14 protein-coding genes and 1 pseudogene are annotated in these 19,731 nt (G+C 62.6%); 9 read left to right on the forward strand and 6 right to left on the reverse strand.

Annotated elements, in window-relative coordinates:
* Positions 1 to 242 precede the first annotated feature (242 nt).
* A complete protein-coding gene (locus ABD687_RS11530) occupies positions 243 to 1,013 on the reverse strand; it encodes a ParA family protein (RefSeq protein WP_176704941.1) in 771 nt (256 codons plus the stop codon).
* 1,565 nt (positions 1,014 to 2,578) lie between these two features.
* Between ABD687_RS11530 and ABD687_RS11535 the strand changes: the two genes are divergently transcribed.
* Entirely contained in the window at positions 2,579 to 5,647 is a 3,069-nt protein-coding gene (locus ABD687_RS11535; protein WP_310291064.1) for a Tn3 family transposase, read from the forward strand.
* 133 nt (positions 5,648 to 5,780) lie between these two features.
* On the opposite strand, the gene ABD687_RS11540 is transcribed toward ABD687_RS11535, so the two are convergent.
* On the reverse strand, positions 5,781 to 6,374 hold the full coding sequence (locus ABD687_RS11540; RefSeq protein ID WP_086996189.1) for a recombinase family protein: 594 nt from the start codon (positions 6,372 to 6,374) through the stop codon (positions 5,781 to 5,783).
* Positions 6,375 to 6,674: 300 nt separating this feature from the next.
* On the opposite strand from ABD687_RS11540, the gene ABD687_RS11545 reads away from it, so the two are divergent.
* The 5 genes from ABD687_RS11545 (at position 6,675) to ABD687_RS11565 (ending at position 11,099) form a co-directional block, all read left to right on the forward strand.
* Positions 6,675 to 7,061 (forward strand): ArsR/SmtB family transcription factor, encoded by a 387-nt coding sequence (locus tag ABD687_RS11545; protein ID WP_086996191.1) that lies wholly within the window; start codon positions 6,675 to 6,677, stop codon positions 7,059 to 7,061.
* On the forward strand, positions 7,058 to 9,004 hold the full coding sequence (locus tag ABD687_RS11550) for a heavy metal translocating P-type ATPase (RefSeq protein WP_086996194.1): 1,947 nt from the start codon (positions 7,058 to 7,060) through the stop codon (positions 9,002 to 9,004). The genes ABD687_RS11545 and ABD687_RS11550 overlap by 4 nt, the downstream gene beginning before the upstream one ends.
* 47 nt (positions 9,005 to 9,051) lie before the next feature.
* The gene (lspA, locus tag ABD687_RS11555) at positions 9,052 to 9,510 is read left to right on the forward strand and encodes a signal peptidase II (RefSeq protein WP_241895392.1); all 459 of its coding nucleotides are present in this window, start codon (positions 9,052 to 9,054) and stop codon (positions 9,508 to 9,510) included.
* A gap of 231 nt (positions 9,511 to 9,741) precedes the next feature.
* Positions 9,742 to 10,428, forward strand: a complete 687-nt coding sequence (locus ABD687_RS11560) for a DsbA family protein (protein ID WP_086996200.1) — start codon at positions 9,742 to 9,744, stop codon at positions 10,426 to 10,428.
* A gap of 29 nt (positions 10,429 to 10,457) precedes the next feature.
* Positions 10,458 to 11,099, forward strand: coding sequence for a vitamin K epoxide reductase family protein (locus tag ABD687_RS11565; protein WP_086996203.1), 642 nt, complete (start codon positions 10,458 to 10,460; stop codon positions 11,097 to 11,099).
* Between the two features lie 345 nt (positions 11,100 to 11,444).
* Here the strand turns inward: ABD687_RS11565 and merB are convergent, their stop codons facing one another.
* Together merB and merA are read right to left on the reverse strand one after the other, a co-directional pair.
* The gene (gene merB / locus ABD687_RS11570; protein WP_086996206.1) at positions 11,445 to 12,113 is read right to left on the reverse strand and encodes an organomercurial lyase MerB; all 669 of its coding nucleotides are present in this window, start codon (positions 12,111 to 12,113) and stop codon (positions 11,445 to 11,447) included.
* A 29-nt stretch (positions 12,114 to 12,142) separates the two neighbouring features.
* Positions 12,143 to 13,567 carry a mercury(II) reductase gene (gene merA, locus ABD687_RS11575; protein WP_086996208.1) on the reverse strand — a complete coding sequence of 475 codons (1,425 nt, stop codon included), beginning with the start codon at positions 13,565 to 13,567 and terminating at the stop codon, positions 12,143 to 12,145.
* A gap of 107 nt (positions 13,568 to 13,674) precedes the next feature.
* On the opposite strand from merA, the gene ABD687_RS11580 reads away from it, so the two are divergent.
* Together ABD687_RS11580 and ABD687_RS11585 are read left to right on the forward strand one after the other, a co-directional pair.
* Positions 13,675 to 14,064 carry a heavy metal-responsive transcriptional regulator gene (locus tag ABD687_RS11580; protein ID WP_096224027.1) on the forward strand — a complete coding sequence of 130 codons (390 nt, stop codon included), beginning with the start codon at positions 13,675 to 13,677 and terminating at the stop codon, positions 14,062 to 14,064.
* 270 nt (positions 14,065 to 14,334) lie between these two features.
* A pseudogene (locus tag ABD687_RS11585) lies at positions 14,335 to 14,538 on the forward strand (helix-turn-helix domain-containing protein); the annotation flags it as partial.
* A gap of 38 nt (positions 14,539 to 14,576) precedes the next feature.
* On the opposite strand, the gene ABD687_RS11590 reads toward ABD687_RS11585, so the two are convergent.
* Positions 14,577 to 16,775, reverse strand: coding sequence for a DUF262 domain-containing protein (locus tag ABD687_RS11590; protein ID WP_310291051.1), 2,199 nt, complete (start codon positions 16,773 to 16,775; stop codon positions 14,577 to 14,579).
* A gap of 44 nt (positions 16,776 to 16,819) precedes the next feature.
* Entirely contained in the window at positions 16,820 to 17,674 is an 855-nt protein-coding gene (locus tag ABD687_RS11595) for a hypothetical protein (RefSeq protein WP_310291050.1), read from the reverse strand.
* Positions 17,675 to 18,062: 388 nt separating this feature from the next.
* On the opposite strand from ABD687_RS11595, the gene ABD687_RS11600 reads away from it, so the two are divergent.
* Positions 18,063 to 19,730, forward strand: coding sequence for an N-6 DNA methylase (locus tag ABD687_RS11600; protein ID WP_310291047.1), 1,668 nt, complete (start codon positions 18,063 to 18,065; stop codon positions 19,728 to 19,730).
* Position 19,731 lies beyond the last annotated feature (1 nt).

The following is a 19,731-nucleotide window of genomic DNA, read 5'->3' on the forward strand; positions in this document are numbered from 1 at the left end:
GGCCTCAACGACGGATCGTTGCGTCGCACCCGAAAGGTCAGCAAGGTCCAAAATGAGATCCAAAATTTCCGGCGAAACCCTGGTGGCAAATTGCACAGTCACCTCACGCCTACGGCGAGGGCGGTCAGAAACTTGTGGAGCTAGCGTTTGGGCCGGAGGATTAGTATCAACGGGATCCCGACCCTCATCAGCTGCTGCTCGAGGTGCACGTTTAATCATTGCGGGACGTTCAGGCTGATTTTTCATCGGACAACTTTCTTTACGATCTCTTCGTATGCAGCTAAGACGGGAGCCCCTTTTCGATAGTTTCCATACCACTCCCCTGTAAGCCGAACTTCGGGAACGATTGCACGGTCAGGAACCAGCGGGGTAAGCATCATCCCAGTCTCTCGAAGTTCATCTATCGCTGCCTTGGCCGGTCGACTCATGATTGTCTCCTTAACACCGCCAACCACTATTCCGGCCTCAATCAGGACGGCCGGCGCGCCAAGCCTCTTGCGGTTTAGCCGGAATTTATCAACGGTCATTCGGGCCCCCTCAAAACCGTCAATCCCGTCACCGCTTGCCGTTGCGGCGTAGACCACGGTGTCGGATGCGTTCAGGGCAGATTGCGTGAGCGGGCCACCTTGACGGTTGGGGCAGTCAATCACAACCAAATCTGTGTCCAGCCCAATCAGCGATGCTTTGAGTCTTGTTTCCAAATGGTCGGAATTGTCAGCTTCACGGTTGGATACATTCCGTGAGGAAGGAATGATTCGCAAAGTTTCGAACCAGCCACTCGGAACTGCCAGTTCTGATGCCCAGCCTTCCGGATCCGTATCAGCCAAGATCGCGCCCACGTGCAAACCTTCGCTTTTTGGTGCCACATTCAGCCACTTTGTAGCAGCCGCGCGAGGGTCGAGATCTATCAGGACCACTTTACGGCCTTGTGATGCGGCTACAGCCGCGATGGATACCGCTGTAGTCGTCTTACTGACGCCACCAGATTCGCTGTACACCATGATTGTTTGCATATTTCTAACTTACTTACTTTCTAGATAGATAGCAAGAGTGTCAGTTCGCTATCTATCTAGAAAGTAAGTGGTCTAGCTAGGAGGACGACGTCAAGGGCAGCGTCGCGAAGGTTGATCGACGGGCCCAGAGAAGCGCACACCCTTGGCATCCATCAGACTGTTGCAAAATAGCGATAGACCAAGTCAAGGAAGAGGTTGCCACTCAGAGCTGTCTTTCAGATAAGCATGAGTCGAATGCTTAACGCACAATTCTGTTCCGTTCCTACTCAGACCCCAAGCTTGCCCAGGCCATGTGGCCGTCAATCAAGTGGCTCTTCCACCGGCGGACCGCCGCCGTCGCCGCCGCGCACCACGACATCGAGCCAATAGGTAGGGGCACCTTCGTTGCGCGACGTGAAGAGCTAGCAGACGCTACCGGCACTCAGGTAGTCATGACTATCTTTGATTGGTTCAACTTGCTCGCCGACGTCCAAGACTTTGCCAGCATGGTGCATGCCGTGTGGCCATTGCTCCGTTGGGCTTTCGACCGGCGGCCCCGCCGCCGTGCACCACAACACCGCGACGATGGACAGGGGAGTAACCCCAGGGCCCGGTTGGTCCTCCCCAGTCGTCTTAGGTTTTGCAGGGGCAGGGGCGGCCCCGCATGCCAACAATGCCGGGGTTCTTGGGTCGAGCCAACGGGGAAGACCTGCAGCGCCGGATAATCCTCGAGCTGGCCAGCGACCACTAGGGCAATCCGAGGATCCTTATGCAACGTTCCGCTCCAATACAACGAGATGCATGGGTGGCGGGCGAACTGGTAAAACGACGATATCTGCCGTATTCCATATAGGCGGAAAAGCTGGCGCGAGGAGTGACCCGGAACCTCGACCGCGTACATTATGGTGGTTCCACAGCACGGGGCCCCACCAAAGATAGAATTGATTCAGGTGATGTTCTGATGGTGATATTCGACGCGAGCTGGCCTTAAGACGTATTAAAGAAAAGAACACCCGGCGGCAACCGGGTGTTCTTGGATCCTCTAACAATTCGCAAGACGCTCAAGCCAAGGAAGTTGATAGAAGTATGGTGTTCAAATTCAAGAGTAGGACCAAAAATCTTCGGTTTCAACTGGAGTTCGATCTGGGTCCCAAGGTTTTCGCCGTATGTCTGATCCCCGTGATCTTCTTGGCAACCGGATTCGTGGGAACCCTGCCTGCATCCGCCCAGAACGGCGTGGATGTTCTCATCGTTCTGCGGGACTTCCTCCTGGAATGACGTATGAACCGCCCTCACTGCAATAGATGCGAGGTGGGGGAGGGCCCGCTTCGGCCACAAGTCCGGCATTGGGGACCATCGGTACAGTGGTTGGCGCTATGCATGTGAAATTCTCCTCGCTGTCGGATCCCATCGAACGCACGTACAGCTGCAATGCAGCTCCGCTGGAGACCATTTACCACTCAATCTCTGCCAAGGAAGCCAGTGGCTTCCTTTCGGCTATTCCGGGGTTTCGGTAGTAACGGCGTGAAATTGCGCGCCAAGACACGCGGTGCATGGTTTCGCCGCTGCTGGGTAGGGTGTAACGCATGCCGGTGGATTTCTTGAGTGATGAGCAGGCCGCCAGGTTCGGGCGGTTTAGCGGGGACCCCTTGCAAACCGACTTGGAGCGGTTCTTTTACCTTGATGATGCCGACCGGGAGCTGATCGCCAAACGGCGCGGAGACCACAATCGGCTGGGGTTCGCCGTGCAGGTTGGTACCGTCCGCTTCTTGGGGTCGTTCCTCGCGGACCCGCTTGATGTTCCGTGGACCGTGGTCGACTATCTGGCTGCCCAGCTCGGGATTTCGGACCCCTCTGCGGTGAAGCGATACACCGTACGCGTAGAGACAGCCAACACCCATGCCCGTGAGATCCGCACCGCATACGGGTATCGCGAGTGCATCGGGGCGGTGCCCGGGGAGTTGGCGGAGTTTGTGTACTCACGTGCTTGGACCCATGGCGAGGGGCCGACCGTGTTGTTCGAGCACGCGACGGCGTGGCTTCGCCGTGAGCGGGTACTGCTGCCCGGGGTGACGACGCTCGTACGGGTGGTGCAGTCTTCACGCGAGGCAGCACAGGGGCGGATGCACTCGATGCTCGCGGCGGCGGCGCAGCAAGTCGACGCCGGGCTCCCGGCCACGTTGCTCGGTCTGCTCAAGAAGGACCATGGCCAACAGGTTTCAAGGCTGGAGGCGTTGCGGGCGGGCCCGACGCGGGTCTCGGGTCCCGAGCTGGAGAAGGCGTTGCACCGGGTCGAGGCGGTCCGAACGCTCGGGGCCGGGGCAGTTGATATGTCGGAGGTACCTGCAGCACGGGTGCGGGAGCTGGCACGGTACGGGCTGGGTGCAAAGGCACAGTCGTTGCGGAGGCTGGCCGAGCCTCGTCGTTCGGCGACGCTGGTGGCAACGGTAGCGGCATTGGAAGCCGCAGCGGTCGATGATGCGCTGGACCTGTTCGATCTGCTGATGACCACGAAGGTGCTCGGCCCCTCGCGCCGAGCGGCGGCCGCGGAACGATTGGCGAAGATGCCCGAGCTGGAGCAGGCCTCGAGCATCCTGGCCCGGGTCGGGCAGACGCTGTTGCGTGTTCTTGGGGAATCCGGCGAACAGGTCGATGTCGTGGCAGCGTGGGCGGCGCTGGAACAAGTCGCCGCCCGTGACCGGATTGCCGATGCGGTGGCGAAGGTGGGGGAACTCGTCCCGGACCAGAGGGGTGCTGCCGGGGCGATGCGTGAGCAGATGGCGCGTCGGTTCCGCACGGTGGCTCCGTTCCTGCGCCTGTTGTCCACGACAATTCCGTGGGGTGCCATCCCGGTCGGGCAGCAAGTCCTGGACGCATTGTCCGGACTGGACGGATTGCGGGGTCGGCGCAGGGTGCGACGCGAGGAAGTCGATGAAGCGCTGGTGCCACCGGCCTGGCATGGCGTGGTGTTCGAAGCCGCGGGCGAGTCCGAAGTGAATCGGGATGCATGGGTGGTGTGCGTTCTGGAACAGCTCCGTGCGAGCCTGCGCCGCCGGGACGTGTTCGCCCTGACCTCGACCCGGTGGAGCGATCCGCGCGCCCAGCTGCTCACCGGATCCGCCTGGGACACGGCGCGGGAGCAGGCCTTGCGGTCCTTGAGCCTGGAAGGCCCGGTGAGTGAGCACCTTGCCGGGAAGGTCGAGGTGCTGGATGCCGCGTGGCGGGGCCTGTCCGACTCAATTGGTCAGGCCGGCCCCGAGGCGAGCCTTCGCCTGGTCGAGGACGGCAACGGGCGGGTGAAACTCTCGGTGACTCCCCTGGACGCATTGGTCATCCCCGAGTCGCTGACAAACCTGCGGGCGCAGGTTGCCGGCATGCTGCCACGGGTGGACCTTCCCGAGATCCTCCTGGAGGTTCACTCCTGGACAGGATTCCTTCACTCCTACACCCACGCGTCCGGCGCCGGTGCCAGAATGGGTGATCTGCCGCTGTCGGTCGCCGCGGTACTGACCGCTCAGGCCTGCAATGTCGGGCTCACACCCGTCGTCGCCGAGGGGCACCCGGCTCTGACTCGGGACAGGTTGGGGCATGTGGAGGCGAACTACGTGCGCGCCGAGACCCACACGCTCGCCAACGGGCGGCTGATCGAGGCGCAGTCCGGCGTGCCAATCATCGCGTCGTGGGGTGGCGGATTGCTGGCCTCGGTCGACGGGTTGCGGTTCGTGGTCCCGGTCCGGACGATCAACGCCGCCCCGAACCCGAAGTACTTTGGACGTGGGCGGGGGCTGACGTGGTTCAACGCCGTCAACGACCAAGTCTCAGGCATTGGTGCCGTGGTCGTGCCGGGCACGGCGCGGGACTCGCTGTACGTGCTGGACACCATGCTCAATCTCGATGGCGGACCCAAACCCGAGATGGTTGCCTCCGACACCGCTTCCTACTCCGACATGGTCTTCGGGATTTTCACCCTGCTCGGCTACAAGTTCTCACCCCGGATCGCCGATCTCTCCGACCAGCGACTGTGGCGCGCCACAGCCCCCGGACAGGACCCGGGCGACTATGGGGTATTGAATGACATTGCCAGGCACAAGATTCGCCTGGACAAGATCAGCGCCCATTGGGATGACATGACCCGGGTGGCGGCATCGCTGGCGACCGGGACGGTTCGCGCCTATGACGTGCTGCGTACGCTCACCCGCGACAATGGGTCCCCCTCCCCGCTGGGTTCCGCGATCCTCGAGTACGGGCGCATGGCCAAGACCCTTCATCTGCTGGCTCTGGTCGATCCGTCGGATGAGACCTACCGGCGGGCCATCAACACCCAGCTCACCGTCCAGGAATCACGCCACCGCCTGGCCCGGGCGATCTTCCACGGGCGGCGCGGCCAGGTCTACCAGCGCTACCGCGAGGGGCAAGAAGACCAGCTCGGAGCGCTCGGCCTGGTGCTCAACGCCGTCGTGCTGTGGAACACCCGTTATACGGACGCCGCCATTGCCGCCCTGCGCGAAGCCGGAGCAGAGATCTCCGAAAACGACATCGCCCGCTTGTCACCGCTGGGAAATCAGCACATCAACACGCTCGGCCGTTACGCTTTCACCGCACCAACGCCCGACGGGCTGCGCCCACTGAGAAAACAGCTCCAGCCGGAGGGCTGACTCTTCTGAGCGTGTCGGGGACTGATCCTTACGGAAATTCACGCTCAGGACAGACAGGTCTTGATTTCCTGCGTCGATGTCGTCGGGCAGGTGTCGTTCATAAGCCGGCAGCACTGCGTCGGGACATCAGGGATCAGCGGCTCTTGCTGGATCTGGCCTCTGCACCGAGGTGACGGTAGAGCGTCGCGCGACTCCACCCGACCAAACGTGCCGCTTCTTCGGCGGTGCGTCCCTTCGCGCGGGCGTCCTTCGCAATCGCGAGCTTGTCCGCGATCACCGTCGGGTCCGAGAGCGGCCGGCCGAACCGGGTGCCCGATTGACGCGCCGCGGCGATTCCGGCATTGACCCGCTCCACGATTAGCTCGCGCTCGTATTCGGCCAGGGAGGCCAGCAGGTTCAGCATCATCCGCCCGGTGGATGTCGCGGGGTCGATCCCGTCCGAAACGGAGCGGACCTGCACGCCATGTTCGCGCAGCAGGTTCACGGTGTTCAGGACATCGACCAGGGATCGGCCGAGCCGGTCGACCCGCCAGACCACCACGGTGTCTCCGGCCTCGGCGTACTCAAGCAGCTTCTTCATCCCGGGCCGCTCGATCGCGGTCCTGCTGCCGGAGGTGACATCGGCGAACACGTCCCGTTTCTGCACCCCGTCCTTGACCAGCGCGCCAAGCTGCAACTGCGCATCCTGGCTCGAGGTGCTCACCCGCGTGTATCCCAAAAGTCTCACTCCGCCATTGTGGCTCAAAAACCCCTTGAACCCAAGCGGACGAGACGCTTTACGGTAAGACGACTTTCTGGAACAAAATGCCTCCCGGGACTGCGCCGCGACCGGTGGTCAAAATTGGCGCGGGTCCGGTGTCTCGAAAAGCTTTAGATTTATGAGACAGACGTGCGGGGCGTGACCGAGATGCGAACGCCCCGGAACGCAACTCCCGGCAAGTTCGGGGCCAACCCGAGCAGCCGCCGGGGTGGACTCCAGCGACCAGCCTTCATGCCATTGATCAGCAATTTGGGATATCATCAGTAAATGCTGATCAATCAAGATGCTCCGGTGGACGCGTGCGGGCTGGACCCCGCGGCCGCCTTGTTCCGTTCCCTCGGCGACCCGGTCCGGCTGAAAATCGTCAAGCGGATGGCCAGCGGCGAGGTACGGGTCGGCGACCTCACCCGCGAGCTGGGCCTGGCCCAATCCACGGCCTCGATGCACGTGGCCTGCCTGCGCGACTGCGGCCTGGTCGAGGGACGCTCCCAGGGCCGCAGCGTGTACTACTCGCTGTCCCGCCCGGAGCTGATGGACATGCTCGCCCAGGCCGAGGTCCTGCTGGCCGCCACCGGCAACGCGGTCAGCCTGTGCCCGAACTACGGCCCGGACAGCACCACCGCCCCGATGATTGAAAAGGAGAACGCCCGATGAGCGACGCCTGCGGATGCAGCGACGAGACAACCGAACCCGGTGAAGCCGAAGAGGCCACGGGGTTCTGGCAAGTAACCGAGGTCCGTGCGGCCGCCGTGGCCGGTGTGCTGCTGCTGGCGGCGTGGATCACCTCGCTGGCAGCAGGCCCCCGGTTCGTGACGCTTCCGCTGGAACTCGGTGCGCTGTTGGTTGCTGCCTGGACGTTCGTTCCCTCCACGCTCCGGCGTCTTCTCAAGGGAAAGATCGGCGTCGGTACGCTGATGACGATCGCCGCCGTCGGTGCCGTGGCACTGGGCCAGTTCGAGGAAGCGGCCATGCTGGCCTTCCTCTATGCGATTTCCGAGGGATTGGAAGAATACTCCCTGGCAAAAACCCGGCGCGGCCTGCGGGCACTGCTGGACCTGGTTCCGGCCGAGGCCCGGATCCTGCGCAACGGCATCGAAACCACGGTATCCCCCTCCGTCTTGGTCCCCGGGGACCGCATGGTCGTCCGGCCCGGGGAACGCCTGGCCACCGACGGACGGATCCTCACCGGCCGCACCTCCCTGGACACCTCGGCGCTCACCGGCGAATCCGTCCCCGTCGAGGTCGGCCCCGGCTCCGAGGTCTACGCCGGTTCCATCAACGGCACCGGCCCGCTGGAGGTCGAAGTCACCAGCACCGCGGAGAACAACTCGCTGGCCAAGATCGTGCACATCGTGGAAGCCGAGCAATCCCGCAAGGGCCCGGGCCAACGGCTGGCCGACTCCATTGCCAAGAAACTGGTCCCCGGCATCCTGATCGCCGCCGCCCTGATCATCATCTTCGGCTTCATCGTCGGGGAACCGGCCTTGTGGTTCGAACGCGCCCTGGTCGTCCTGGTGGCGGCCTCGCCCTGCGCGCTGGCCATCTCCGTGCCCGTGACCGTCGTGGCCTCCGTCGGTGCCGCCAGCCGCATCGGGGTGCTCATCAAGGGTGGCGGCGCGTTGGAAACCCTGGGCAAGATCCGCACCATCGCCCTGGACAAGACCGGAACATTGACCCGGAACAAGCCTTCGGTGATCGAGGTCGTGGGTACCGGATCCGCGACCCGGGAACGAGTCCTTGCCCTCGCGGCGGGACTGGAATCCCGCAGCGAACACCCGCTGGCCCGCGCTATCCTCGCCTCGACCACCGGCCGGGCTTCGGTCACCGACGTTGACACGATTCCCGGGGCGGGCCTGGAGGGGCGGATCGAGGGCAGGCGTGTCCGGCTTGGTCGCCCGGGCTGGATCGATGCCGGTGCCTTGGCCCCGGACATCGAGCGTATGCAGCACGCGGGTGCCACCTCGGTGCTCATCGAGGAGGACGGGCAGGTCATCGGTGCCATCGGCGTCCGCGACGAGCTGCGCCCCGAGGCCCGCGAGGTCATCGCAAGGCTCACCGCGGCCGGATACACCACGGCCATGCTCACCGGGGACAACGTCATCACCGCAACGGCCCTGGGCAAGGCCGCGGGCATTACCGAAGTCCATGCCGATCTGCGCCCGGAGGACAAGGCGGAGATCATCCGCACCCTCCAATCCCGGCAGCCCACCGCGATGGTCGGGGACGGAGTCAACGACGCGCCCGCCCTGGCCACGGCCGATAGCGGAATCGCGATGGGTGCCATGGGCACCGACGTGGCCATCGAAACCGCGGACATCGCCCTGATGGGCGAGGACCTAAACCACCTGCCCCAGGTACTGGACCACGCGCGCAACACCCGGCGCATCATGCTCCAGAACGTGGGCCTGTCCCTGCTGCTGATTGCCGCACTGATCCCCCTGGCCCTCTTCGGGGTCCTCGGGTTGGCCGCGGTGGTCCTCATCCACGAGCTGGCAGAAATCGTCGTGATCGCCAACGGAGTCCGGGCCGGCCGGATCAGCGGCAAGGCCGCACTGAAAAGCACGCAGCCGGTCCCGTCCCTGGAGCCTGCGGCATGATCCCCCAGGCCCCGGAGACAGCCGCCCCTCGGAAGCGGGGAACGCGTATGGTCAGGACCGCGATGCTTCTTGGCGCGGCCGCGCTGGCAGCCGTCGATCTGGCCCTCAAGGCATTGGCCGAAACCTTGCTTTCCAACGGTGCTACCACCGACCTGGGGCTGGTGAATATCCGCTTGCTCTATAACCCGGGCGTAGCGTTCAGCTTTGGCGCGGACCTCCCCTCCTGGGTCATCGTGGTGGTAACAGGGCTGATCATCGCCGCACTGACCTGGTATGCGGTTTCCTCCGCACCAGCCATGGGCCGGATGTCCCGAACGGGCGCGACCCTGCTGCTCGGTGGTGCCGTCGGCAACTTCATTGACCGGCTCGACGGGCGCGGCGTGGTGGACTACCTGCACACCGGGTGGTTCCCCACCTTCAACCTGGCAGATGTGTTTGTCACCGCGGGAGTTGTTCTGTATGCCCTCGGCACGCTTCGTGCCGCCCCTTCCCGGGACCACGACTGACCACTCGGGTCGCGCGAGGGCTTTCCATTTGCTGAACGAGGGCACCCGGAAACCCGAGTGGGATCACCCGTTGGTCCCGGCAAAGTCCAAGAAACTGTAAAAAGATCGTCCCAGCGCTTTGCCGGGACGGCTTGCCGCACGATTCATGAGCGTTCGCTCCCGGAGCAGCAAAACAATAACGACACCGGCTGGCATTCCTTTGCACCCGCCAGCCAAGGAACGGAACACCGCATGAACAGCACCACCCCGCAATCCACCCGCTCCCCGAAGAAATCCAAGATCATCGTCTGGACCCTGCTGGCCGCCATCGTTGTCGCTGCCATCGTCGGTTACGTTCTCGCCCAGGGAAACGCCAAAACCGCAGCCACCGGCGCCACCGCAACGGAAGGGCAGGTCGTTCGGGAGAACAGCCGGGTGCTCTCCCAGGCGCCGAACGAAAAGGCGGTCCTGGTGGAGTTCCTGGACTTCGAGTGCGAGTCCTGCGGCGCGTTCTACCCGGTCATCGAGGAGCTGCGCGGCGAATACGCGGAGAACATCACCTTCGTCCAGCGGTACTTCCCGCTGCCCGGGCACCTGAACTCCATGAACGCCGCCTTGGCCGTGGAGTCCGCGGCCCTGCAGGGTGCCTACGAACCGATGTACAAGAAGATGTTCGAGACCCAAGCCCAGTGGGGCGAGTCGGCGGACAACAAGAGCGCCCTGTTCCGCACCTACGCCGAGGACCTCGGCCTGGACTTGGCCGCGTACGATGCCTCCGTCGCCGACCCTGCCACCCAGGACCGCATCAAGCTGGACATCGCCGACGGCAAGGCCCTGGGCGTCAGCGGAACCCCGACGTTCTTCCTCGAGGGAAAGATGCTCACGGTCCAGAGCCTGGAACAGTTCGTGGCCGCCATCGAAGAAGCCGCCGCCAACTAGTCCGCCGTCCCGAGCCTGGAGAAGACGCCATGAGCACACCAGACACCGGCCCTGTCGTAGCCGGCCCCCAAGGACTCGAGCCCCGGGTTCCCCGCTTTGCCCGCCCACGGGCGTTCGGGTTCCTGCTATTGGCGACGGGGGTCGTGGGCTGGGTCGCCTCGGCCGTCCTCGTCCTGGAACGACTGGCCCTGTACAAGGACCCTGGCCACGTCACCAGCTGCGACGTGAACCCGTGGGTCTCCTGCGGGCGGGTCATGGGCACCTGGCAGTCGGAATTGTTCGGCTTCCCCAACCCGCTGATCGGCATCGTCGCGTTCGCCGTCGTCCTGGCCACCGCCATGGCGGTCCTCTCCGGGGCCGCCCCGGGGCGCTGGTACTGGGCCGGCTTGCAGGCCGGGGTGACCCTGGGGACGGTGTTCGTCATCTGGCTCTGGAGCCAGGCCCTCTTTGAGATCTACATTCTGTGCCTGTACTGCATGGTGGTGTGGGCGGCCATGATCCCCCTGTTCATCCTGCTCACGGTCCGCAACCTCGTCCACGGGGTCATCCCCGCGCCGCGGGCCGTGGTCCGGTTCGCTGCCGACTGGGCCGGCACGCTCGTGGCCATCGCCTATGTCGCGGTCGCCGGATCCGTGTTCCTTCGCTTCTTCCCGGCCTTCACCGGCGGATAACCGCCGCTCCCGGGGTACTCCCCGGGACCGGCGCGGCGGGCTTCGTTCCCTGCGGGTGCATTTTGCCGCGGTCGAAGGCAGCCCTGTTCAACAGCCGCCAGGCACCGTTGGAATCAGGCCATTTGGCGTTGATCTCCACGGTCCCGGTTGCCGTTCCGCTTGCGGACGCGAAACCGCAGTGCAGAGGACTTCTGACTGTGCAGGCGAAAATGACACCCGGAGTCCTCTGCACGAAGCGGCATCCGGCCTGATGCCGCCTGCACCGACCTGCCTTCTAGGCGCGCGCCCCGTTTGCCGAAACGATGGGCCAGGCACGTGCACCCCCCGGTTCCCGGCGTGTGGGCGTCACGGTGCGCAGCAGTCGTTTCGCGTGTCCGAACCCGGATCCGCGCAGGTTGCATCCGACAGCATCGAGGCCGCGATGGCGGCGCCGGCCCGGTGTGCCGCCTCGATGTCCAGGACTTCGCCGTCGGGGTGGGCGTCCAGCCACGGACCGGCGTCCTCGCGGGAGGCGAAGTAATGGATCTGGTTGCAGAACGAGGACCGCACCGGCCCCGTGCCCCGCGGGCTGATGAGGGACACGACGGCGGTGGCCGGCTGCACGGAGGTCACCGTGCCGTCCGCGCCGGTCGCCACCCGGATGAGGGTCCCGCTGCCCGGGGAGGTCGACTCAATGGTTGCGGCCTTCCCGATCAGGGCCGGGAAGAAGAGGGTGTCCAGGGCGCACCAGGTGTAGAGCTGTTCCCCGGCGACGGTAAAGCGGTGCGGGGTGGGTCGCATCGTCAGGGCGAGGCCGATGACGCGGCCCTCGTCGTCGTACTCGGTGTCCGGGACGGCGGCCAGTCCCTGCCGGACCGTGTCTTCGCTCCGGCCGCTGGCGGTGGCCAGTTCGGCGATCGTTACGGGCTCGCCCTCGGCCAGGAGCCGCAGCAGCGGCACGAACAATTTCGGGTCGATTCCGGAGCGCGCGGGGGACAACAGGTAGGTGAGGGCCTGGTGGTCGATGGTGGTCATGGAATTCCTTTGCTTCAGATGGGTTGCACTCAGGCGCAGCAGGAGAGCTTGGCGACGTCGGTGGTGAAGGCCTTGCAGGCGATCCTGATGCCCTCGGCCATCGTCAGGTAGGGGCTCCAGGCGGCGGCGACCTGCGCGGTGGTCATTCCCGCTTCGAGGATGTAGACGCCGGCGGCGGCGATTTCCCCGGCGTCCTTGGCCACCGCGGAAATGCCCAGGATCCGTCCGGTGCCGAGCTCGGCGACAACCTTGATGAAGCCGCGGGTGTCGCGGTTGACCACGGCTCGCGGCACGTACTCCAGGGGCAGGACCCGGCACTCGCAACGGATCCCGGCAGCGACGGCTTCCTTTTCCGTCATGCCGACCGACCCGATGGCGGGACTGGTGAAGGTGACCCGCGGCAGGTGCCGGTAGTCGACCTCGGCCAGGGCGTCGGTGAACGCATTGTCCACGGCCATCGCGCCGTGGGCCGCGGCAACGTAAACGAACTCCCGATGTCCGGTCACGTCCCCGGCGGCCCAGATGCGCGGGTTGGACGTGGCCAGACGGGAATCGACCAGAATCTCGCCTGTGGCGCCGGTCTTCACGCCGACGGCATCAAGGTCCAGCCCCTCGGTCACTGGGCGGCGGCCAAGTGCCACGAGGATGTGGGAAGCGCGGAACACTTCTTCGCCCCCGGCCACGCTTGCCGTCACCGAGATCCCGTCCGGGCCGGAGGCCACGGAGTCGGCCATGGCCCGCCGGACCACCCGGATGCCCTCGTCGGCAAACACCCCCGCAAGGGCCTTGGATGCCTCCGGTTCCTCCTGCGAGGCCAGCCGGGAACGGACCAGCATGGTCACCCGGGAGCCCAGCCGGGAGAAAAGCTGCGCCATTTCCAGGGCAACATAGCCCCCGCCCAGGACCAGCAATGATTCGGGAACCTCGTCCAGTTCCATCGCCGTGGTCGAGGTCAGGTACCCGGCCTCGGCCAGTCCGGGGACGGACGGCACCCAGGGTGCGGCGCCGGTGGCCACGAGGTAGTGCCCGGCCTCGATCGTTCTCACCGTACCGTCCGGGGAGGCGACCCGGAGCAGTGGTGCGTTCTGGGTCCCGGTGAACGATGCGTCCCCCGAGATCATCGTCCAGCCGTAGTCCGCGGCCAGATCGACGTACTTCTCCGACCGCATGCTTTCAACCAGCGCGGCTTTGCCCTGGATCAGGGCCGGCATGTCCACCGGGCCCGCCGAGGTCGCCACCCCGGGGAAGCGGGCCGAGTCCAACGCCACGTGGCGGGCCTCCGCGGCGGCCAGAAGCGCCTTTGAGGGCACGCATCCGGTGTTCACGCATGTCCCGCCCACGGTGCCGCGCTCCACCATCACGACCCGCTTGCCCAATCCGGTGGCTCGGATCGCGGCCGCAAACGCGCCGCCCCCGGAACCAATGATCGCCAAGTCGAACTGTTCGTTTGTCATTCCAGCTACCTCTTCCCTGTGGTGCAAAACGTCCTATGAACCATCATGAACCTTCCAGTACAATGGAAGGTCAAGTTGGGTGGCCACCGAAGGAGGAATCGGGGAACATGAGGATCGGACAGCTCGCGGAAGCAACTGGCACGACGACCAAGACCCTGCGGTTCTACGAGGAGTCGGGGCTACTCCCTCCCGCCGAGCGCCTGGCATCCGGCTATCGGGACTACGCCGAGGATGCCGTGGGGAAGGTCGCATTCATCCACCGCGGCCAGGCCGCCGGGCTCACCCTCGCCCAGATCCGCCAGATCCTGAAGATCCGCGAGCACGGCCAGACACCGTGCTCGCACGTCCAGGGCCTGCTCGGGCAGCGCCTCGGGGAACTCGATGCCCAGATCGCCGAACTCCTGGCCCTCCGGGAAACCATTTTCCAGCTCCACGAAAAGGCAAGCAAGCCGGAGCCGGATTCCTGCTCCTCCGACCAGGTCTGCCGCTACATCTGATCGATGTCCCACCCCGCTGATTGCGTGCCGCGCGGACGGGAATACCTGCCAGGCGGTAAGGGTGGGCGCCCATGGACCGCGCATCCCCACGAGGGCTTGGGCGGCTTCATGGTCGCCCGTTGGACTGGCACCGTGGCGGGCCGAAGCACCTTCCGAGGCTTGTGGCTACGACATTTAGCGTTGAAAACCACACGCTTCATCAGGCTTACGTCTGTTTGGGGTTTACCCTAACAAGTCATTTGAGGCCTAGCGCGCAATTTCACGTCGTTACTACCGAAACCCCGAACCCGCGAGGGCATGCAAATCGCCAAGGCCAAGGGCAGGCTCCGCGGCAAGCAACCCAAGCTCTCCCCCACCCAGGAAAAACACCTCGTCGCCCTCCACCACGGAGGCAAGCACACCAGCGCGGAAATCGCGGAACTGTTCGGAGTCGCACGAAGCACGGTGTACCGGATCGTGCAACGAACAACATAGAGAGCAATCGTTCGCCTGTATACGGCGAGCCAACGTGACTAGCTGTCGAGAACCAAACGCTGGGCGCGTTCCGCGAGATCCGGGAAGTTCTCTACCAGTCCCAACTCCGCTTTGTCGAGCAGCTCCTTTACTACGTTTTTCGCTTGAATCGTCTCGCCGATTTGGACAAGACCTGATGCATAGTCGAGCATCATTGATGCGGCGAGACGATACGACATCGTCTCAGGTGACGATGAATTCAACTGATCCCAGAGTACTGCGACTCCTTCTGCAGGGTGCCCGGAGTCGATCAACAGGGCGCCTCGCTCAGCTGAAATATGGGGAAGGAGATCAATGATGTCTTGGTCTTGGTCAGAGTTTGTGGCATCTCGCTGAGCCCTTTCCAATACAACCATCGCTTCATGAGACATCCCAGACGACGCGAGAGCGCGAGCCTGTAGCAGGGAGAGCCCTACTCGTTCCGCAAGTGACCAGGGGCCCGCGGACTCCAGGAGTAGCTGAAACATTGCTACTGCGTCGCCAGGCTTGCCTTGGTCATAAAGAGTCTCCGCTACACGCCTTCCGACTTCCAAACGAGCGAAATCTGTCGATGCGCGGTCAGTTCGTGTGAGCCAGTCGCGGATTAGATCTAGGGTGGCTTCGGTCTCCACAATGGGACGGTTAGATAGTTTGGTGTCTTTTCGCGAACGCGTCGAAAGCACTGTCAATTCCTTCACAAACATTGCTCCACGCGCAGCCAAGAACTTCCCAACATCATCCCATGCATCGGATTTGAGGGGTGGAAGAATCTGGCTTTTCAGAAACTCATCTACTTGTTTTTCGTCCAGCAGCTGTAGCTGTTCGTAAGTTTCTCGAAGGGTTTGTTCGCGAAGTCGTTTCTCAGTTCGCGCACTACCGAGAATGACACCCAAAGCTCGATCGGGTGAGGCTTCGTCGGACCCCCCCAGAATTGAGAATGCACGTGACCATTCAGGGGACACAGATATTGCTATAAGCCCATCGGGGTAGTCGGAAGGGAATCGTCTTCTGATCATTGCTTGCAGCGTCAGGTAGATGCTGGAGTTTGCACGTTTGGTTGCGCTCACCAGATTCAATCCGTCAGCGTTTGTTAAGATGGCGTTTTCCCCCCGGGCTGCTCGTACCAGAAGGCGATACTCGGAGACGACGCGTGTGTTTACCGCAGCGTTGAACCGCTCAGTCAACCCTCGTGAAAACACCCAGTGTAGGAGCATGTCTTCTAGCGTCGCGTCGAGCCCGCCAAGGTCATAAGCTGCTCCGGCGAGGGCGAGAAGTATCCCGCGATGTGGGAGCTGGGCGGAGTTTAAGATGCCCGCTCGGTCGGTCAAGAACCTCGCAGCGGACTCAATCGCTTTGATGGCTTTTGTCCATGAATTCCAGAGCACTTCTGCATCGATGCTCAGAAGTCCGGACCTTCTTGTATTGCCTAGCTGAACCATCGCTACCAGTTCGGCAGCTATAAGGGGGTCATTGGGGGAAAAATTACGCAATATTGGTCTGTCGGCGACCTCCGATTCCCAGACGGCTCTTAAGTTGTGACCATCTTTATAGACGTGAGCAACGACCAGATCGAATGTGTCGAGCGAGAGTCCGGCTGTATTGAGTTTTTCGAAGATCATTGCCACAGAGGAGAGGGGCATGTCGGCCGGCAGGATGCTGCAGGGGAACTGAAACCTGCGCGCTCCAGCGAGCAAATCTACCCATAGCCTATTTACATGGTCATATGAATCTTGTCTCGCACTCAACGGTTCGAAAATTACTGATGGAGCTTGATCCCGCCAACGCTGGAAGTTTGCAGGGCTACGAAGAGCCGACAGCGGCACTAACAGCTTGGTTTGGTCAGGGTGTGCGCTTCCCGCGCGGCGGACAAAAGCGTCTTCAATGTCGCCGCGCGCGTATCCTTCCTCAAATTTCTCGACGTCCAGATACCAAGCTGGTTCATTCTTGCTGCTAGTCAATCCAAAAGCTTGTGCGAGCGCGGTGGCACGCTGCTGTCCATCAAGGATGAGATGCCTGAAACCAGTGGAAGTGTTGGCTGACAGCCCTTCCAAGGAGCGGACAGCGAAGAAGTCTGTCGGTGGAGCCTCCATCAGCAGAATCAGACCTGCGGGCCACCCCATAAAGACAGTGGCTAAGAGGCTCCGCACTTGATCCGTACCCCAGCTGAATGGACGCTGGAAGTCAGGTAATCCAAATGCACCTGCTTCAATCAGCTGCAATACATCATCGAGAGCGAGGTCTCGTCTAATAGGCGAGGCGTGCATCAGGTGCCCTCAGTTTCTACGGCGGTGACATCCTCCCGCTGGATCTCAGTCGGAAGGTTAGGAGTAGAGAGAGGAAGAATCTGTTCGGGCGTGCGCTGGTCGGGTTGAGTTCCAGCGACCGGGGCGGCGTTGAGCTGCCGAATGGCGCTCTGGAGCCAGCCGATTGTCGCTTTCGCCGCTTTACTCCGATAGATATAGGCAATGTTGTTTATGGCGCTATTGCCTTTAGGAGGGCTCGCGTAAATAACGGCAGAGGTATCAGAAACGATGAAGCCCGATTGCGGATATCCTCCGTAATAGAAGACTTCGAGAGTGCTGTTATTGCTATTCGCGTCTTGTGATTCCCAATATTGCATGTATTGATTGAACTTCGCCGAACAGTGTTCTGCAGTTGCCAGCTGCGGATCGCCATCCACGACGGCTTCAAGCAAGCGCCCATACTTGATAGGTTCAGGGAGATAGATTCGGCATGTTATTTGACGTTCTTGCACGAGTCGTATTAGCCAAGTGAAGTTATTGTCATGCCAAGTCAATGGATGAGATGGCACTATGTCTAGTTTGTTAGATGCACCAAATATCTCTTTCAAACTCACGGAGTCAGGATCTAAGGTCGCATCCGTAATGCCAGCATTTAATAGCCGGTAATCAATCTGAGACCCCTGCTGAATATCGCGAACGAGGGCTCGCTTGAGGAACGCCTCGTACAGCACGCCTAGGATGCCAGCGCTGATGACGGTCGTGCTGATGCCGGACCAGAATGTTGCCCACACGCCGCTATCGAGAGACGAGGCAATCCACAACATGATCATCCCAGGGATGACGGTGCATAGACCCACGACGATCGAACGTACCACGAAACGAGAGTCTTCCCAGTCCTGATGCGAGGGGGACGCCGTTGCTCCCAAATCAGCTCCTTTTTGGCACTCGTAATGTCGGAGCCGGCTCGTGCGTATGGTTCCACAATGGTACCGTCTCGCTGACTGATTGCCTGATATGCCGTTGCAGCGTTCCAATAGTGGGTGGAAGCGGGGCCGCTACACCGGAAGTCCGGGGAGCCAGGTGAGGATGAGTTATCGGCCGAACTTTCCTGTTGCTCGTTTCGACTCCCCCCAGGTCGAACTGGTTGATTCTCCTTCGATTCCAATGAATTTCTTCGCATTCTTGACCGTTTCAGAGACAAGCCTGCTCGGTTCCCTGGTCCTGGATTAGATAAGTGTCGGGGGTCCACGACAGAATGGATCCATGCTTGAGTCCGTCCTGTCCCATCCCACCGATACAGCGGACCTCCGTAAGGCCCGCGGGGCATTTTTCACTCCCCCGGCCATCACACGTTTCATCGCCAACTGGGCGATCCGTGACCCACAGGACCGGCTCTTGGAACCATCGGCCGGGGACGCCGCTTTCATGGTTGAAGCCGTACGCCGCCTGGGTGAGCTCGATCCTTCCCCGGAAACCAATCCGGTCGTGGAGGGTGTTGAGATCCATGCCCACAGCGCACAAGTGGCCAACGCCCGGGTCCTCGAAGCAGGCGGGACCCCCCGCATCACCGTGAGCGACTTCTTCCTGGTGGAACCACGCCAGGACTTTTCCGCGGTCATCGGCAATCCACCATATATCCGCTACCAAGACTTCCGGGGTGAGTCCCGCGCCCGCTCACGCGCCGCGGCACTGAAGGCCGGGGTCGCACTGACCGGCCTTGCCTCAAGCTGGGCGGCGTTTACAGTGCATTCCGCTCTTTTCCTGAAGGACGGGGGAAGGCTCGGTCTGGTCCTGCCGGCAGAGCTCCTGAGCGTGAACTACGCCTCCGTGGTGCGGCGTTTCCTCTTTGACCGGTTCCGTCGCGTGGAACTTGTCTTGTTTGAGGAACAGGTGTTCCCGGAAGCCGAGGCCGACGTTGTCCTGCTCCTGGCGGAGGGTTTCAATGAAGGGCCCACTGACGCAGCCATTATCCGCCAGGTCCAAAATGCCGAGGACCTGCTTTCGGACACCGTCGGAAAACGCTGGGCACCGGTGGATCCTGCGGGTAAATGGACGGCCAGCATGGTCGGCAGCGCCGCACTGGAGCCCCTCGCCGCTCTGCGGTCCGCTGGAAACTTCACCATGTTGGAACAGTGGGGGGATACGACACTGGGAATGGTCACCGGAAACAACGGCTATTTCACCCTTTCCCCTGCCAGGGTCAAAGAACTGGGCATCCCCCGCCGAGACCTCCTGCGCCTCTCGCCCCCCGGCAGCACCCACCTGCGGGGCCTGTCGTTGAGCGCCGACATGCTCACACGCCTCGGGGCGGCAGGAAAGTCCACGTACCTTTTCCGCCCGGAGGGAAATCCCTCGCCGGCCTCGGCCGCTTACATTGAGGCCGGGCACACCGCCGGCGTCGACCGGGCCTACAAATGCCGGGTCAGGACCCCCTGGTACAAAGTGCCCCTGGTCAAACCCGCCGACCTCATGCTGACTTGCATGAACGCTGACACTGCCCGCTTGACCACGAACGAAGCCCACGCTCATCATTTGAACTCCGTTCACGGGGTATACCTGAAGCCCGAGCTCCAGGACCTGGGCCGGGAACTGCTTCCCGTGGCCAGCCTGAACTCCGCCACCCTGCTGAGCGCCGAAATGGTCGGTCGCTCCTACGGCGGGGGCATCCTCAAACTCGAGCCACGCGAAGCGGACGTGTGGTTCATGCCCTCCGCCACCCTGGTGGCTGAACGTGCCGACGCCTTGCGTTCAGTCCGCGAACAGGTGGCCCGGCTACTGCAAAACGGGAAACTGCTCGATGCCGTCGCCCTGGTGGACCAAGCGCTGCTGCTCAACAATGGCTTGTTGTCCCAGGACGAGCTTGACGGAATTCGATCCGCCCACCACACCCTTTCCGAACGACGCGTAACGAGGTCCAAAAGTGGCAGCTAGC

This window comes from Paeniglutamicibacter sulfureus, assembly GCF_039535115.1.
In the GTDB taxonomy this organism is placed as follows: domain Bacteria; phylum Actinomycetota; class Actinomycetes; order Actinomycetales; family Micrococcaceae; genus Paeniglutamicibacter; species Paeniglutamicibacter sulfureus.